We start from the raw sequence: 13,333 nt of genomic DNA, 5'->3' as shown, positions 1-13,333 counted from the left end.
TAAAATCAAAGTGCCATTATTCATGGCAAATCCTCCGAGGCTTCTATACTCGACCTCATAGGTCATCGCCTCAGGCTGTGACGCGACTCTATGACGGGACATGCTATGGAATGGCTGGGGCTGCACTTTTTCACCGACCTTCCAGACAACGGGCACTTATTACTCAATTGCAGTCATAACCCCTTTCTGGTGCTGCTGGCGTATCTGGTCGCCTGCGCGGCGGGCTTCGGCACGCTGGACATGGCCGAACGCGTCGGCCATGTAGAAGACCCCACCGCCCGCCGCCGCTGGCGCTGGTTGGGTGCCAGTTGCCTGGCGGGCGGTATCTGGTCCACCCACTTCATCAGCATGTTGGCTTTCCAGGCCCCCATCGCCATTCATTACGAATTGCCCATGACCTTCGTCTCGCTGGTCATTGCCTTGATCGCTTCGCTGTTCGCCATGCAAACCCTCAGTCATGCGCACCTGCGGTTCCACCAGTACCTGCTGGCTTCGGTGTGGATGGGGCTGGGCATCGCCCTGATGCACTACGTCGGCATGTCGGCCATGCGCTCCCAGGCCCAGGTGTACTTCGAGTCAGGGCTATTCGTGGCATCGGTCGCGATTGCCATCGGTGCCAGCCTGGCAGCGTTGCTGCTGTCGAGCTACCTGCGCAACGGTACCGGCATGTTTCACCAGTTGCTCAAATACGCCGCCAGCCTGGTGCTGGGTGCCGGCATCCTGAGCATGCACTTCACTGGCATGGCAGCCATGCAAATGCTGATACCGAATGGCTCGAATCTGCAGTTGCCGATCGATCACAATCCGTTGCAATTGGGCCTGTCGGTGGCGGTGATTACCTTGCTGGTCATCGGCAGCAGCATCAGCGCGGCCCTGGCCGACAAGAAGCTGCAGCACAAGGAACGTGACCTGCGCCGGGTCAACGCGCTGCTCAGCGAACTGGACCAGGCCCGTGCCTCGTTGCAACAGGTGGCCCATTACGATGCGCTGACCAGCTTGCTCAACCGGCGGGGCTTCAACCAGATTTTCGCGGAAAAAGTCGCGGAAAAAACCGCAACCAACGGCATGATGGCGGTGATCTTCCTCGACATTGACCACTTCAAGCGCATCAACGACAGCCTTGGGCATGATGCCGGTGATCAATTGCTGACCGTGCTGGCCAGCCATATCAAAAGCTCGGTGCGCAGCCATGCCGACGTGGTGGCGCGCTTTGGTGGGGATGAGTTCTGCATCCTGATCAACATCCATCATCGCGAAGAAGCGCGGCACATGGCCCAGCGCATCATGCAAAAAATGAAAGAACCCATCGAGTTGGCGGGCCGGCGCATGGTCATGACCACCAGCATCGGTATCAGCCTGTTTCCCGAGGATGGCCAGACCTGCGAAGAACTGCTGAAAACCGCCGACCTGGCGCTTTACCAATCCAAGGACGCCGGGCGCAACAGTCTGCACTTCTTCAGTTCCAACCTGAAAACCCGCGCCTTCCTTGAGCTGCAACTGGAAGAAGAACTGCGCGCCGCCCTGCGCACGCGTAATGAACTGGTGCTGTTCTATCAGCCGATCTTCGACATGAAACTGGGCAAGGTCACGCGCCTGGAGGCCCTGGTGCGCTGGCAACATCCGCAACACGGGTTGCTGGCTCCGGACCGTTTTATCGGGATCGCCGAAAGCAACGGCTTGATTGCCGAACTGGACCACTGGGTGTTGCGCCAGGCCTGCCATGATCTGAGCCTGCTGTCCGATCGCGGCTACACCGAGCTGACCATGGCCGTGAACTGCTCGGCCCTGAACCTGGCCCGTGATGAACTGGCAGACGAAATCGAAGCCGCGCTGCGCTTTGCCGACATTGCCGCCAATCGCCTGGAGCTGGAAGTCACCGAAAACGCGTTGATGGGCAATATCAGCAGCACCCTGGCCTTGTTGCGGCAGATCCGCGCCCTGGGCGTATCCCTGGCGATCGATGACTTCGGTACCGGCTATTCATCACTGGCCTACCTCAAGCGTCTGCCGCTGAACACCTTGAAGATTGATCGTTCGTTTATCCAGGACATCCCCAAGTCCACCGCCGACAGCGAAATCGTCCAGGCCATCATCGGCATGGCGCATACCCTGCACCTGGAGGTGGTGACCGAAGGGGTGGAAACTCAAGCCCAATTCGAGCTGTTACTGCAGCACGGCTGCGACTTCATTCAGGGTTACCTGCTGAGCCCGGCGGTGGCGTTCAACGACATCATCGGCGTCATGCAAGGCATGCAGATACGCAACCCGCTCCACGCCGTCGGCACGGGCAGCACTAAAGCCCCCCTGCCGCCAACGGAACCCGTTGCAGCGCGCGTCAACCCGCCTTCGATCGTCAGGCCCATTCGCTGAAGGGGCGAGGGTTTAATACGTTGAAACAATTCCCCTGCCCTCGCCCCGGCCTCCTAACTGTTCCCGTGACGTTAACGTCACCGTCACCTGTGACCTTTCTCTACGGCAAGGTGCCATCACCGCTCAAGCGGTTACTCGGCTACACACTTGCCCAGGCACATTCGGCGCACCCATTTGGAGCAACAGCTTCTTACGCCGCCCTTTCCTGGATCAAAATCCAGGGCGATACCACCACCGCCCACAAGCCCGGGTCTCGTGCGACCAGGTCCACCGCCCGCGTCGCAGACACTTCGCCGAGGCTCCCTGCAGCCAGCCAGGCAGCGACTTTGTCGCGATTGTCTTCGGCCATCGCCTCGGCCGCCTCGATCAAATCCAGGCCAGCGTCGACCCACAATAGGGCACCCTTGGCAAAGAACGGTTCGAGCTCCTTCCAGGAAATTTCGGCGGTTTCACCGAGCAGCTTGGCATAGAGGGTGCTAGGTTCTTGCGTCATGGGAGTTCACCTGAGTAAAAAATCGGCGCAATCATAGCGTCGTGTCTCAGCCAGAAAAACCCAGTAGCAAATGAGGTAGCAATTGAAAGTGTCGGAAAAGCCAAGGAGTGCGCGCAACGCTGGCCTCACCCCGCCGCAATTCTGTCTTTTTCTTTCATTAAAGCGACACAACCCGGTTTCGCCCCCGACAGCCAGCTTTTCAAGCGCTCAACCGGCGCTCTACACTGTACCGGTACAGTTGCCAGGGCATCGCCGGGGGATATCCGAGATATCTGATCCGGTTCTGCAGCTCACAAGGCCGCTAGAACTATAAAAAATACAACAGTAAGAGTGGAGCACTATGAATAAGGCTACTAAGCAGATTTCCAAACTGTTTGCCGCTATGGTCCTGGCTGGGGTTGCCGGCCATTCGTTCGCAGCCGACACCATCAAGATCGGCATTGCCGGCCCCAAGACCGGGCCAGTAACGCAATACGGCGACATGCAATTCATGGGTGCCAAGCAGGCAATCGCCGACATCAACGCCAAGGGCGGCGTGGACGGCAAAATGCTTGAAGCCAAGGAATACGACGACGCGTGCGATCCGAAACAAGCCGTTGCCGTAGCCAACAAAGTGGTCAACGACGGCGTCAAGTTCGTGGTCGGTCACCTCTGCTCCAGCTCCACTCAGCCAGCGTCCGATATCTACGAAGACGAAGGCGTCATCATGATTACCCCCGCGGCCACCAGCCCGGAAATCACCTCCCGTGGCTACAAGCTGATCTTCCGCACCATCGGCCTGGACAGCGCACAAGGCCCGGCGGCCGGCAATTACATCGCCGACCACGTGAAGCCAAAAATCGTTGCCGTGCTGCATGACAAGCAGCAATACGGTGAAGGCATCGCCAGCGCCGTGAAGAAAACCCTCGAAGAAAAAGGCACCAAGGTTGCCGTCTTCGAAGGCCTGAACGCCGGCGACAAGGACTTCTCCTCGATCATCCAGAAACTCAAGCAAGCCAACGTCGACTTCGTCTACTACGGCGGCTACCACCCTGAGCTGGGCCTGATTCTGCGCCAAGCCAAGGAAAAAGGTCTGAACGCCAAGTTCATGGGCCCGGAAGGCGTCGGCAACGACTCCATCTCGCAAATCGCCCAAGGCGCTTCCGAAGGCCTGCTGGTGACCCTGCCTAAATCCTTCGACACCGATCCGGCCAACAAAGCCATCGTTGAAGAGTTCGCCAAGAACAAGCAGGACCCAACCGGTCCGTTCGTGTTCCCAGCCTACTCGGCCATCGAAGTGATCGCCGGCGGTATCAAGGCTGCCAAGAGCGAAGACACCGCCAAGGTGGCCGAGGCCATCCACGCGGGCACCTTCAAGACCCCTACCGGCGATCTCAGCTTCGACGCCAAGGGCGACCTGAAGGACTTCAAGTTCGTGGTCTACGAATGGCACTTCGGCAAGCCAAAAACCGAAGTTTCCCCTCAGTAAGCCAGGCGTTACTGGTCCAACAAGCCCACTGTGAGAGCAGTGGGCTTTGTTTTACGAGGTTTATGGGCCATGTCACCCGCGATCCGGGCGCTGGCTCACCTGAAAATCTTAAAACCGTCACCAGCGGTTCGCTGGCAAACGCTTTGTGCAAATGTGCTCATAGAACACAGCACAGGGCCGGAACATGACTCCACCAGTGAAATGCGTATCGGGTTTTTAGGAGCGCTGTAATGCCTGAGATCTATCATTTTTTCCAACAGCTGGTTAATGGCCTGACCATTGGCAGCACCTATGCCTTGATAGCCATTGGCTACACAATGGTTTACGGCATCATTGGAATGATCAACTTCGCCCATGGCGAGGTATACATGATTGGTTCCTACGTGGCCTTCATCGCCCTCGCCGGGCTGGCCATGATGGGTATCCACTCCCTGCCGCTGTTGATGACCGCTGCGTTCCTTGCGTCGATCGTCGTGACCAGTGCCTATGGCTACAGTATCGAGCGTGTTGCCTACCGTCCCTTGCGCGGCAGCAACCGGTTGATCCCGCTGATTTCCGCCATCGGCATGTCGATTTTCCTGCAGAACACCGTATTGCTGTCCCAGGACTCCAAGGACAAGTCCATCCCCAACCTGATTCCGGGGAGCATCTCCTTCGGCCCCGGTGGCGCGGAAGAAGTACTGATTTCCTACATGCAGATCCTGGTCTTCATCGTCACCCTGGTGGCCATGCTCGGCCTCACGCTGTTCATCTCCCGTTCTCGTCTGGGGCGCGCCTGCCGGGCCTGCGCCGAAGACATCAAGATGGCCAACCTGCTGGGCATCAACACTAATAACATCATCGCCCTGACCTTCGTGATCGGTGCTGCGCTGGCGGCGGTCGCTGCCGTGTTGCTGAGCATGCAGTACGGCGTGATCAACCCCAACGCCGGCTTCCTGGTAGGCCTCAAGGCCTTTACCGCGGCGGTATTGGGCGGTATCGGCAGTATTCCGGGCGCCATGCTCGGCGGGCTGGTGCTGGGCGTGGCCGAAGCCTTTGGCGCCGATATCTTCGGTGACCAGTACAAGGACGTCGTGGCGTTCGGCTTGTTGGTTCTGGTGTTGTTGTTCCGTCCGACCGGCATCCTGGGCCGTCCGGAGGTTGAGAAAGTATGAGCAGATATCTTAAATCGGCGTTTTTCAGCGCCTTGCTGGTATGGGCAGTGGCCTTCCCGGTACTGGGTCTCAAGTTGAGCATTGTTGGCATCAACCTGGAAGTGCATGGCACAGGGCCCCTGACCCTGACGGTGATCGCCCTGTGCTCGGTGCTGATGTTCCTGCGCGTGCTGTTCACCCAGCAGGTCGGCGCCCTGTTCAAGGGCAACCGTAGTCCGTTGGTGTCGCCCAAGGTCAGCCAATTCTTGACCCTCCCGCGCACCCAGCGCTACATCATCATCGGCCTGATCATCGCCGCGTTGATCTGGCCGTTCTTCGGCTCGCGCGGCGCGGTCGACATCGCCACCCTGATCCTGATCTACGTGTTGCTGGGCCTGGGCCTGAACATCGTGGTGGGCCTGGCCGGCCTGCTCGACCTGGGTTATGTGGGCTTCTACGCCGTGGGTGCCTACACCTACGCGCTGCTGTCGCACTACCTGGGCTGGAGCTTCTGGGTCTGCCTGCCACTGGCGGGGATGGCGGCAGCCACATTCGGCTTCCTGCTGGGTTTCCCGGTGTTGCGCCTGCGCGGTGACTACCTGGCAATCGTGACCCTGGGTTTCGGTGAAATCATCCGTCTGTTCCTGCGGAACCTGACCGATATCACCGGTGGCCCCAACGGCATCAGCAGCATCCCCAAGCCAACGTTCTTCGGCCTGTCGTTCGACCGTAGCGCAGCCGAGGGCATGCAGACTTTCCACGAGTACTTCGGGATTGCCTACAACCCGGTGAGCAAGGTGGTGTTCCTGTACCTGGTCGCCCTGTTGCTGGCGCTGGCGGCACTGTTCGTGATCAATCGCTTGCTGCGCATGCCGATCGGCCGCGCCTGGGAAGCCTTGCGCGAAGATGAAATCGCCTGCCGCGCTCTGGGCCTGAACCCGACCATCATCAAGCTCTCCGCTTTCACCCTGGGTGCTGCGTTCGCCGGTTTCGCCGGCAGCTTCTTCGCCGCGCGCCAGGGCCTGGTGACCCCGGAGTCGTTCACGTTCATCGAGTCGGCGATCATCCTTGCCATCGTGGTACTGGGTGGCATGGGCTCGCAACTGGGTGTGATCCTGGCCGCGATCGTGATGATCCTGCTGCCGGAAATGATGCGTGAGTTCAGCGAATACCGCATGTTGATGTTCGGCGCCATGATGGTGCTGATGATGATCTGGCGCCCTCAAGGCCTGCTGCCCATGCAACGTCCACACATGGAGCTGCGCAAATGAGCCGCGAGATCCTGAAAGTCGAAAATCTGAGCATGCGCTTCGGCGGCCTGCTCGCGGTCAACGGCGTCGCCCTGACCGTCAAGGAAAAACAAGTAGTCGCGCTGATCGGCCCCAACGGTGCCGGCAAGACCACGGTGTTCAACTGCCTCACCGGTTTCTACAAACCAAGCGGTGGCAGCATCCTGCTGGACGGCCAGCCGATCCAGGGCCTGGCCGGTCACGAGATCGCCCGCAAGGGCGTGGTGCGCACGTTCCAGAACGTGCGCCTGTTCAAGGACATGACAGCGGTCGAAAACCTGCTGATCGCCCAGCATCGTCACCTGAACACCAACTTCTTCGCAGGCCTGTTCAAGACGCCGGCGTTTCGCAAGAGCGAGCGCGAGGCCATGGAGTATGCGGCGTACTGGCTGGACAAGGTCAACCTGACCGAGTTCGCCAACCGCCCGGCCGGCACCCTGGCCTATGGTCAGCAGCGTCGCCTGGAAATCGCCCGCTGCATGATGACCCGCCCGCGGATCCTCATGCTCGACGAACCGGCCGCCGGCCTGAACCCCAAGGAAACCGAAGACCTCAAGGCGCTGATCAGCGTGCTGCGCGAGGAAAACAACGCCACCGTGCTGCTGATCGAACACGACATGAAACTGGTCATGAGCATTTCCGACCATATCGTCGTGATCAACCAGGGCACGCCGCTGGCCGACGGGACGCCGGAGCAGATCCGCGACAATCCCGAAGTGATCAAAGCCTATTTGGGGGAAGCGTAAAATGCTGCAATTCGAAAACGTTTCCACTTTCTACGGCAAGATCCAGGCCCTGCACAGCGTCAACGTGGAAGTGCGCCAGGGTGAGATCGTGACCCTGATCGGCGCCAACGGCGCCGGTAAGTCGACGTTGCTGATGACCCTGTGCGGTTCGCCCCAGGCCCACAGCGGCAGCATCCGCTACATGGGTGAAGAACTGGTGGGCAAGCACTCCGCCGAAATCATGCGCAAGAGCATCGCGGTGGTGCCAGAAGGCCGTCGCGTGTTCTCGCGCTTGACCGTGGAAGAGAACCTGGCCATGGGCGGCTTCTTTACCGACAAGGGCGACTACGAGGCGCAGATGGACAAGGTGCTGCACCTGTTCCCGCGGCTCAAGGAGCGTTTCAGCCAGCGCGGTGGCACCATGTCCGGCGGCGAGCAGCAGATGCTCGCCATCGGCCGGGCATTGATGAGCAAGCCCAAGCTGTTGCTGCTGGACGAACCGTCCCTGGGCCTGGCGCCGATCATCATCCAGCAGATCTTCGACATCATCGAGCAGTTGCGCAAGGACGGGGTGACGGTGTTCCTGGTGGAGCAGAACGCCAACCAGGCACTGAAAATTGCCGACCGCGCCTATGTGTTGGAGAACGGCCGCGTAGTGATGCAGGGCACTGGCGAGCAATTGCTGACCGATCCGAAGGTGCGTGAGGCCTACCTGGGCGGTTAAAACGCTGGCTGGTTACCGGCTCAAAATGTGGGAGGGGGCTCGCCCCCGATGACAGCGTGTCAGACAGCCTATGGGTATCTGATACACCGCCATCGGGAGCAAGCCCCCTCCCACATTTGCTTTGCGTGATGCTTACAATTATTTTCGGCCGGCTTGTAACGAAGTTCGTCCCCCTCTCTCTAGTGGTGCAAGCAGGCAATCAAGCCTGCCAATCAACCCACTGCTGGAGATACATCATGACGACCAAACTGTCCGCTGCCACCCTCGTCCTGGCCCTTGGCTCGGCCTTGAGCCTGTCTGCCCTGACCACCACCGCCCATGCGGCCGACGACATGCAGAAATGCTTCGGCATCGCCGAGGCCGGCAAGAACGACTGCGCCGCCGGCGCCGGCACCTCTTGCGCCGGTACGTCCAAAACCAAGGACCAGGCCAACGCCTGGAAGCTGGTACCCGCCGGCACTTGCACCACAACCCCAAGCACCACCTCACCGACCGGTTTCGGTCAGGAAGCAGTCTTTACCGCCAAGCCCTGAACCCCCGCAAACCTGAGGACAGATGATGACGCTTTCATCCCAGCCTACCGCCTCACCGGCTCAAGTGTCCGGCCTCCCTCACAGGGCGGGGCTGGGATTGAAGACCGAGCACATCAACCAAGTGCTTGAGACCTGCCCCGACATCGGTTTCTTTGAAGTGCATGCCGAAAACTACATGGTCGCCGGCGGCCCTTTTCACCACTATCTGGGCTTGATTCGCGAACGGTACCCACTGTCGTTGCACGGCGTGGGTCTCTCCATCGGCGGTGAAGGCCCACTCAACCCTGAGCACCTGGCACGGCTGGCCAGGCTGATCGAACGCTATCAACCCCACTCTTTTTCCGAACACCTGGCCTGGTCCAGCCACGGCCCGGTGTTTCTCAATGACTTGCTGCCCCTGGCCTACGACGCGCAAACCCTGGCGCGTGTCTGCGAGCACGTGGATCAGGTGCAAAGCGCGCTCAAGCGGCCGATGTTGCTGGAGAACCCGTCGACCTATGTGCAGTTTCAACGCTCCACCCTGGACGAAACGGACTTCCTCAGCGAAATTATTCGGCGCACCGGCTGCGGTTTGTTGCTGGACGTGAATAACGTCTACGTGTCGTGCATCAACCATCAGCGCGATCCGCTGGCCTACATCGATGCCTTACCTTTGCAGGCCGTCGGCGAGATACACCTGGCCGGCTTTGCCGAAGACACCGACAGCCTGGGCGACAGGTTGCTCATCGACGATCACGGCGCGCCGATCGACGAGGCGGTGTGGCAGCTATACAAACAGCTGCTCAACCGCACGGGGCCGGTCGCCACGCTGATCGAGCGAGATAACCAGGTGCCGGCCTTCAGCGTGCTGCACGCTGAAGCCAGGCAAGCCGAACGGCATCTGTTGCAGGTGATCTCATGAGCCTTCAGAACGCATTTGCCAACGCCCTGATCGCGGCGGACGGCTCCTGTCCGGACGGGTTGTTCAGCAGCAACGGCGCAGACCCGGCCAGTCGCTTCGCGGTGTATCGCAATAACGTCCACAGCTCGTTGATCAATGCCTTGGCGGCCAGCTATCCCGTGACGTTGCAATTGGTGGGCGATAAATTTTTCCGCGCCATGGCCGCTCTTTTCGTTCAGGCCAACCCTCCCACCAGCCCGCTGATCAACGAGTACGGCAGCAGTCTGGCGGACTTTATCCAGGCATTCGAACCGGCTGCCAGCGTGCCCTATCTCGCCGATGTCGCACGGCTGGAGCGCCTGCGTGTTCGTGCTTATCACGCGCCGGACATCCCGGCGCAGTGCCAGCAACACATTCTTCACTGCCTGCAAGGTGACGCAGACGTGGGGCAGTCAAGCCTGCAACTGCACCCGTCGCTCGCCACGTTGAACTCTTGCTATGCGGTCGTGGCGATATGGGCCGCGCACCAGACTGACGACGGCCTTGCCGGCTTGAACCCATGGCCTGCGCAAAACGCACTGATCCTGCGCCAGGGCTTGAAGGTGAAGGTGTTCGCCATCGACAGCGGCTCGGTGGCCTTTATTGAATGCCTGAGCCAAGGCATGAAACTGGAAACGGCTGTGGAGCATGCCTTACGGGTCTCGTCCGAATTCGAACTCCACCGGTGTCTGACGCTGTTGATCAGCCACGACGCCATTACTCATTTACACCTGGAACAAAAGGTATTGCCATGAACCGTCCCGCTGCCCACCTGCTCAACCGGGCCATCGCACTTTTCGAAAAAATCCCTTACAGCCTGATCGCTTTCATTGCACGCTTCTCTGTCGCGGCGGTGTTCTGGAAATCCGGGCAGACCAAAGTCGAAGGTTTCGCCATCGATCTGGTCAGCGGCACCTTCCAGCTCGGCGAACCCAAACTTGCGGCCTCGACCTTGCCGTTATTTCGCAGCGAATACCACGTGCCGCTGTTGTCGCCCGAAGTCGCCGCGCACCTGGCAGCGTTTGCCGAGCACTTTTTCCCGGTGCTGATCCTGCTGGGAGTTGCCACGCGGTTCTCGGCACTCGCCTTGGTCGGCATGACCCTGACCATTCAACTGTTTGTCTATCCGGACGCCTACCCAACCCATGGCACCTGGCTGGCGCTGTTGCTGCTGCTGGTGGCCAAGGGCCCGGGCCGCTTGTCCATCGACCACTGGATCGCCCGCCGCTACCGCTGAAGACGGTCCAGGGCCGCGCCGCTGCGCTTGAACCAGTCCACCAGGTAGTCAGCCAGTGCCTGGATGCGCCGCGGCAGGCCCCCCTGGTAGGGATGCACCAGGTACATCGGCTGGCTGCGCGTCTGATAGTCACGCAGCAGCCAGCGTAATCGACCATCCGCCAATTCCGCGGGCAACAGGTAGGACGGCAGGCGAGCGATACCGGCGCCCACCAATGCGGCTTTTTTCAAGAGGTTGTAGTGGTTGGAAGCGAAGGTGCCGCTGACCCGCACACGCACCAACTCATGCTGCTGGTGATACAGCCATTCCTCGCGGCCGCTGTAATGACTGTTGAGCAGACAGGTGTGGCCGGCCAGATCCTCCGGGCGCAGCGGTTCGCCGTGCTGTAGCAGATAGCCTGGGCTGGCGCAGGTCATCTCGTGCCAGGCCAGCAGTGGCTTGACCACCAGCCGCTCATTCTCGATGGCGTCCAAGCGTACACCCAGATCGAACCCGTCCCGCGCCAAATCCCGATAGCGGTTGTTGAGCTCCAGCTCGATCTGCACCTGTGGGTATTGCCTGGAAAACTCCAGCAACAAGCCATCGAAGAAGGTTTCTCCCAATGAAACCGGAACCGTCATACGCACCGACCCGGCCAGGTCATCGTTGAGTCGCGCCAGGGCCTGACGCGCACGTTCCACCTGCAACACCAGCGCCTGTGCCTGAGGCAGCAAGGCCGCACCTGCGGCGGTAAGGCTCAGCTTGCGCGTGGTGCGATGCAGCAGCACCACGGCGTACTGTGCCTCCAACTGGCTGATCCGCTTGGACAACTGCCCCTTGCTGCAACCCAGTTGCTCGGACGCCAAGGTAAAGCTACCGGCCTCGACCAACACGGCGAAGGCGGCAAGGTCATCCATTTCGCTCATTGATTGTTTCCATTTGAAAACCAAAGGTTGCCTATTAGCGCGTTTATCCGGTGAAAAAGCCACACTAGACTCTTCCTTCAACTGGCTCTTGGAGGAACAGCACGATGAAAATTCTTTTGATTGGTGCCAACGGCACGATCGGTTCAGCGGTCGGGGCAGAGCTGGCGCAGCGTCACGAAGTGATCGCCATCGGCCGCAACAGCGGCGACTTGCAGGTCGACATCAGTGACACGGCCTCGATTCGCAAGCTGTTCGAGCAGACCGGCACCTTCGACGCGCTGGTTTGCGCAGCAGGCAACGTGAACTTCGTAGCGCTGAGCGACATGGGCGAGACAGACTTCGAACTGGGCCTGTGTGACAAGCTGATGGGCCAGGTGAACCTGCTGCTGATCGGCCGTGAGTTCGCCAATGACGGCGCGTCGTTTACCTTCACCAGCGGCATTTTGAACCGTGACCCGATTCGCACCGGTGCCTCGGCGGCGCTGGTGAATGGCGCACTGGATGCGTTCGTCAAGGCAGCGGCGATTGAGCTACCGCGCGGTTTGCGCATTAACACCGTGAGCCCGACGGTGCTGTTGGAAGCCATGGGCAGCTACGCACCCTATTTCCGTGGCTTTAAACCAGTGCCCGCCGCCGAAGTGGCTTTGGCCTACGCAAAAAGCGTAGAGGGTCTACAGACCGGTCAGACCTTTATCGTGGGCTGAGTTTCACGGCTGTAAGAAACGCCTGAAGCTGGGTCACAGGCTTGTGATGCGGCGCAAGCCTGCGTAACGTGACGGCACCTGTCTGGAGACCGAAAATGCGTGCCGCCTCGACCCTTACATTGCTAGCCCTGCTCCCCTTCTTCGCCGCTTGCCAGATGTTCGACAGCGAGCCTGCCAAGGTCTCTACCGTCGGGCTGACCCGCATGCAGGGTGAACTGACGGCGGTGGACGGCAAGCTGCTGTTCCAGCCTTGCAACGACCAGCGCAACTACGTGGTCAACGACACCGGTGGCACCAGCATCCTGCAGGAAGCCGCCTCCCTGGCCGGTCAGCAAGGCGCGTTGTTTGCAGATTTGCGTGGCAAGTTTTCCGGCGTTGCCAGCGGCACCCAGGGCTCAGTGGACCTGCAACAGCTGTATCGCGTCGAACGCTCGACCTCAGCCTGTGGCGACCCGGACTTCAAACGCATGATCCTGCGCGCAAACGGCCACAAGCCGGCCTGGGCGATGAGCGTCACGGCCAAGGGCATGGTGCTCGAACGCGAAGGCCAGCCGCCCCTGGCCGTGCCGTATGTCGAGGAGCAACTGGGCGATGGGCGCTTCAACCTGATGACCGACGCCAATAACCAGCACATCGAGTTGTGGGTCGCCCCGCAGCGATGCGTCGACAGCATGAGCGGCAGCCTGCAACACATGAGCGCCGAGCTGCGTGTAAACGGCCAGGTACAGCGTGGTTGCGCGGCATTTGGCGGCTCGCGGGACGACTGATTGCGCCCTGCGCTGTTTTAACCTGACGGAAAAGCGCCATTGGGGCTTATAATCGCCGGTTTGCAA

Annotated in this window: 14 protein-coding genes; 12 read left to right on the top strand and 2 right to left on the bottom strand. The window is 60.1% G+C overall.

What is annotated here, in order from left to right:
• Window positions 1–105: 105 nt before the first annotated feature.
• The gene (locus tag SC318_RS06845; RefSeq protein ID WP_320431195.1) at window positions 106–2,370 is read left to right on the top strand and encodes a putative bifunctional diguanylate cyclase/phosphodiesterase; all 2,265 of its coding nucleotides are present in this window, start codon (window positions 106–108) and stop codon (window positions 2,368–2,370) included.
• Window positions 2,371–2,560: 190 nt separating this feature from the next.
• On the opposite strand, the gene SC318_RS06840 is transcribed toward SC318_RS06845, so the two are convergent.
• Window positions 2,561–2,863, bottom strand: coding sequence for a DUF2288 domain-containing protein (locus SC318_RS06840; protein ID WP_306491961.1), 303 nt, complete (start codon window positions 2,861–2,863; stop codon window positions 2,561–2,563).
• A 340-nt stretch (window positions 2,864–3,203) separates the two neighbouring features.
• Here SC318_RS06840 and SC318_RS06835 point away from each other — a divergent pair, with 340 nt between their 5' ends.
• The 9 genes from SC318_RS06835 to SC318_RS06795 all read left to right on the top strand — a co-directional run bounded on the left by SC318_RS06835 (window position 3,204) and on the right by SC318_RS06795 (window position 10,891).
• Window positions 3,204–4,331 carry a branched-chain amino acid ABC transporter substrate-binding protein gene (locus SC318_RS06835; RefSeq protein WP_046071338.1) on the top strand — a complete coding sequence of 376 codons (1,128 nt, stop codon included), beginning with the start codon at window positions 3,204–3,206 and terminating at the stop codon, window positions 4,329–4,331.
• A 230-nt stretch (window positions 4,332–4,561) separates the two neighbouring features.
• Window positions 4,562–5,485 carry a high-affinity branched-chain amino acid ABC transporter permease LivH gene (livH, locus tag SC318_RS06830; protein ID WP_065886145.1) on the top strand — a complete coding sequence of 308 codons (924 nt, stop codon included), beginning with the start codon at window positions 4,562–4,564 and terminating at the stop codon, window positions 5,483–5,485.
• Window positions 5,482–6,735 (top strand): high-affinity branched-chain amino acid ABC transporter permease LivM, encoded by a 1,254-nt coding sequence (locus tag SC318_RS06825; protein WP_320430155.1) that lies wholly within the window; start codon window positions 5,482–5,484, stop codon window positions 6,733–6,735. Before livH ends, SC318_RS06825 begins: the two co-directional genes overlap by 4 nt.
• Window positions 6,732–7,499: a high-affinity branched-chain amino acid ABC transporter ATP-binding protein LivG gene (gene livG / locus SC318_RS06820; RefSeq protein WP_005785832.1), complete on the top strand. Its 768-nt coding sequence runs from the start codon at window positions 6,732–6,734 to the stop codon at window positions 7,497–7,499. The genes SC318_RS06825 and livG overlap by 4 nt, the downstream gene beginning before the upstream one ends.
• Window position 7,500: 1 nt before the next feature.
• On the top strand, window positions 7,501–8,202 hold the full coding sequence (locus SC318_RS06815; protein WP_306491959.1) for an ABC transporter ATP-binding protein: 702 nt from the start codon (window positions 7,501–7,503) through the stop codon (window positions 8,200–8,202).
• Between the two features lie 236 nt (window positions 8,203–8,438).
• Window positions 8,439–8,735, top strand: a complete 297-nt coding sequence (locus tag SC318_RS06810; protein WP_320430154.1) for a BufA1 family periplasmic bufferin-type metallophore — start codon at window positions 8,439–8,441, stop codon at window positions 8,733–8,735.
• Window positions 8,736–8,757: 22 nt separating this feature from the next.
• Window positions 8,758–9,636, top strand: coding sequence for an MNIO family bufferin maturase (locus SC318_RS06805; protein ID WP_306491957.1), 879 nt, complete (start codon window positions 8,758–8,760; stop codon window positions 9,634–9,636).
• Window positions 9,633–10,409 carry an HvfC/BufC N-terminal domain-containing protein gene (locus SC318_RS06800; protein WP_320430153.1) on the top strand — a complete coding sequence of 259 codons (777 nt, stop codon included), beginning with the start codon at window positions 9,633–9,635 and terminating at the stop codon, window positions 10,407–10,409. Before SC318_RS06805 ends, SC318_RS06800 begins: the two co-directional genes overlap by 4 nt.
• Window positions 10,406–10,891 carry a DoxX family protein gene (locus tag SC318_RS06795; RefSeq protein WP_320430152.1) on the top strand — a complete coding sequence of 162 codons (486 nt, stop codon included), beginning with the start codon at window positions 10,406–10,408 and terminating at the stop codon, window positions 10,889–10,891. Before SC318_RS06800 ends, SC318_RS06795 begins: the two co-directional genes overlap by 4 nt.
• On the opposite strand, the gene SC318_RS06790 is transcribed toward SC318_RS06795, so the two are convergent.
• Complete coding sequence (locus SC318_RS06790; protein WP_320430151.1) at window positions 10,882–11,796, bottom strand: LysR family transcriptional regulator; 915 nt, start codon at window positions 11,794–11,796, stop codon at window positions 10,882–10,884. The two genes, SC318_RS06795 and SC318_RS06790, sit on opposite strands and share 10 nt — an antisense overlap.
• Window positions 11,797–11,900: 104 nt before the next feature.
• Here SC318_RS06790 and SC318_RS06785 point away from each other — a divergent pair, with 104 nt between their 5' ends.
• Complete coding sequence (locus SC318_RS06785; protein ID WP_320430150.1) at window positions 11,901–12,500, top strand: short chain dehydrogenase; 600 nt, start codon at window positions 11,901–11,903, stop codon at window positions 12,498–12,500.
• Between the two features lie 95 nt (window positions 12,501–12,595).
• The gene (locus SC318_RS06780; RefSeq protein WP_320430149.1) at window positions 12,596–13,267 is read left to right on the top strand and encodes a COG3650 family protein; all 672 of its coding nucleotides are present in this window, start codon (window positions 12,596–12,598) and stop codon (window positions 13,265–13,267) included.
• Window positions 13,268–13,333 lie beyond the last annotated feature (66 nt).

Source organism: Pseudomonas sp. MUP55 (assembly GCF_034043515.1).
Classification (GTDB): Bacteria; Pseudomonadota; Gammaproteobacteria; order Pseudomonadales; family Pseudomonadaceae; genus Aquipseudomonas.
This window is presented reverse-complemented; position numbering and strand designations above follow the sequence as displayed.

What these genes read in the sequence shown, in the direction of transcription:
- SC318_RS06795 (WP_320430152.1), top strand. Translation starts at nt 10,406, where the DNA reads ATGAACCGTCCCGCTGCCCACCTGCTCAACCGGGCCATCGCACTTTTC.
- SC318_RS06805 (WP_306491957.1), top strand. Translation starts at nt 8,758, where the DNA reads ATGATGACGCTTTCATCCCAGCCTACCGCCTCACCGGCTCAAGTGTCC.
- SC318_RS06825 (WP_320430155.1), top strand. Translation starts at nt 5,482, where the DNA reads ATGAGCAGATATCTTAAATCGGCGTTTTTCAGCGCCTTGCTGGTATGG.
- SC318_RS06815 (WP_306491959.1), top strand. Translation starts at nt 7,501, where the DNA reads ATGCTGCAATTCGAAAACGTTTCCACTTTCTACGGCAAGATCCAGGCC.
- SC318_RS06835 (WP_046071338.1), top strand. Translation starts at nt 3,204, where the DNA reads ATGAATAAGGCTACTAAGCAGATTTCCAAACTGTTTGCCGCTATGGTC.
- SC318_RS06780 (WP_320430149.1), top strand. Translation starts at nt 12,596, where the DNA reads ATGCGTGCCGCCTCGACCCTTACATTGCTAGCCCTGCTCCCCTTCTTC.
- SC318_RS06800 (WP_320430153.1), top strand. Translation starts at nt 9,633, where the DNA reads ATGAGCCTTCAGAACGCATTTGCCAACGCCCTGATCGCGGCGGACGGC.
- SC318_RS06785 (WP_320430150.1), top strand. Translation starts at nt 11,901, where the DNA reads ATGAAAATTCTTTTGATTGGTGCCAACGGCACGATCGGTTCAGCGGTC.
- livH (WP_065886145.1), top strand. Translation starts at nt 4,562, where the DNA reads ATGCCTGAGATCTATCATTTTTTCCAACAGCTGGTTAATGGCCTGACC.
- SC318_RS06845 (WP_320431195.1), top strand. Translation starts at nt 106, where the DNA reads ATGGAATGGCTGGGGCTGCACTTTTTCACCGACCTTCCAGACAACGGG.
- SC318_RS06810 (WP_320430154.1), top strand. Translation starts at nt 8,439, where the DNA reads ATGACGACCAAACTGTCCGCTGCCACCCTCGTCCTGGCCCTTGGCTCG.
- livG (WP_005785832.1), top strand. Translation starts at nt 6,732, where the DNA reads ATGAGCCGCGAGATCCTGAAAGTCGAAAATCTGAGCATGCGCTTCGGC.
- SC318_RS06790 (WP_320430151.1), bottom strand. Translation starts at nt 11,796, where the DNA reads ATGAGCGAAATGGATGACCTTGCCGCCTTCGCCGTGTTGGTCGAGGCC.
- SC318_RS06840 (WP_306491961.1), bottom strand. Translation starts at nt 2,863, where the DNA reads ATGACGCAAGAACCTAGCACCCTCTATGCCAAGCTGCTCGGTGAAACC.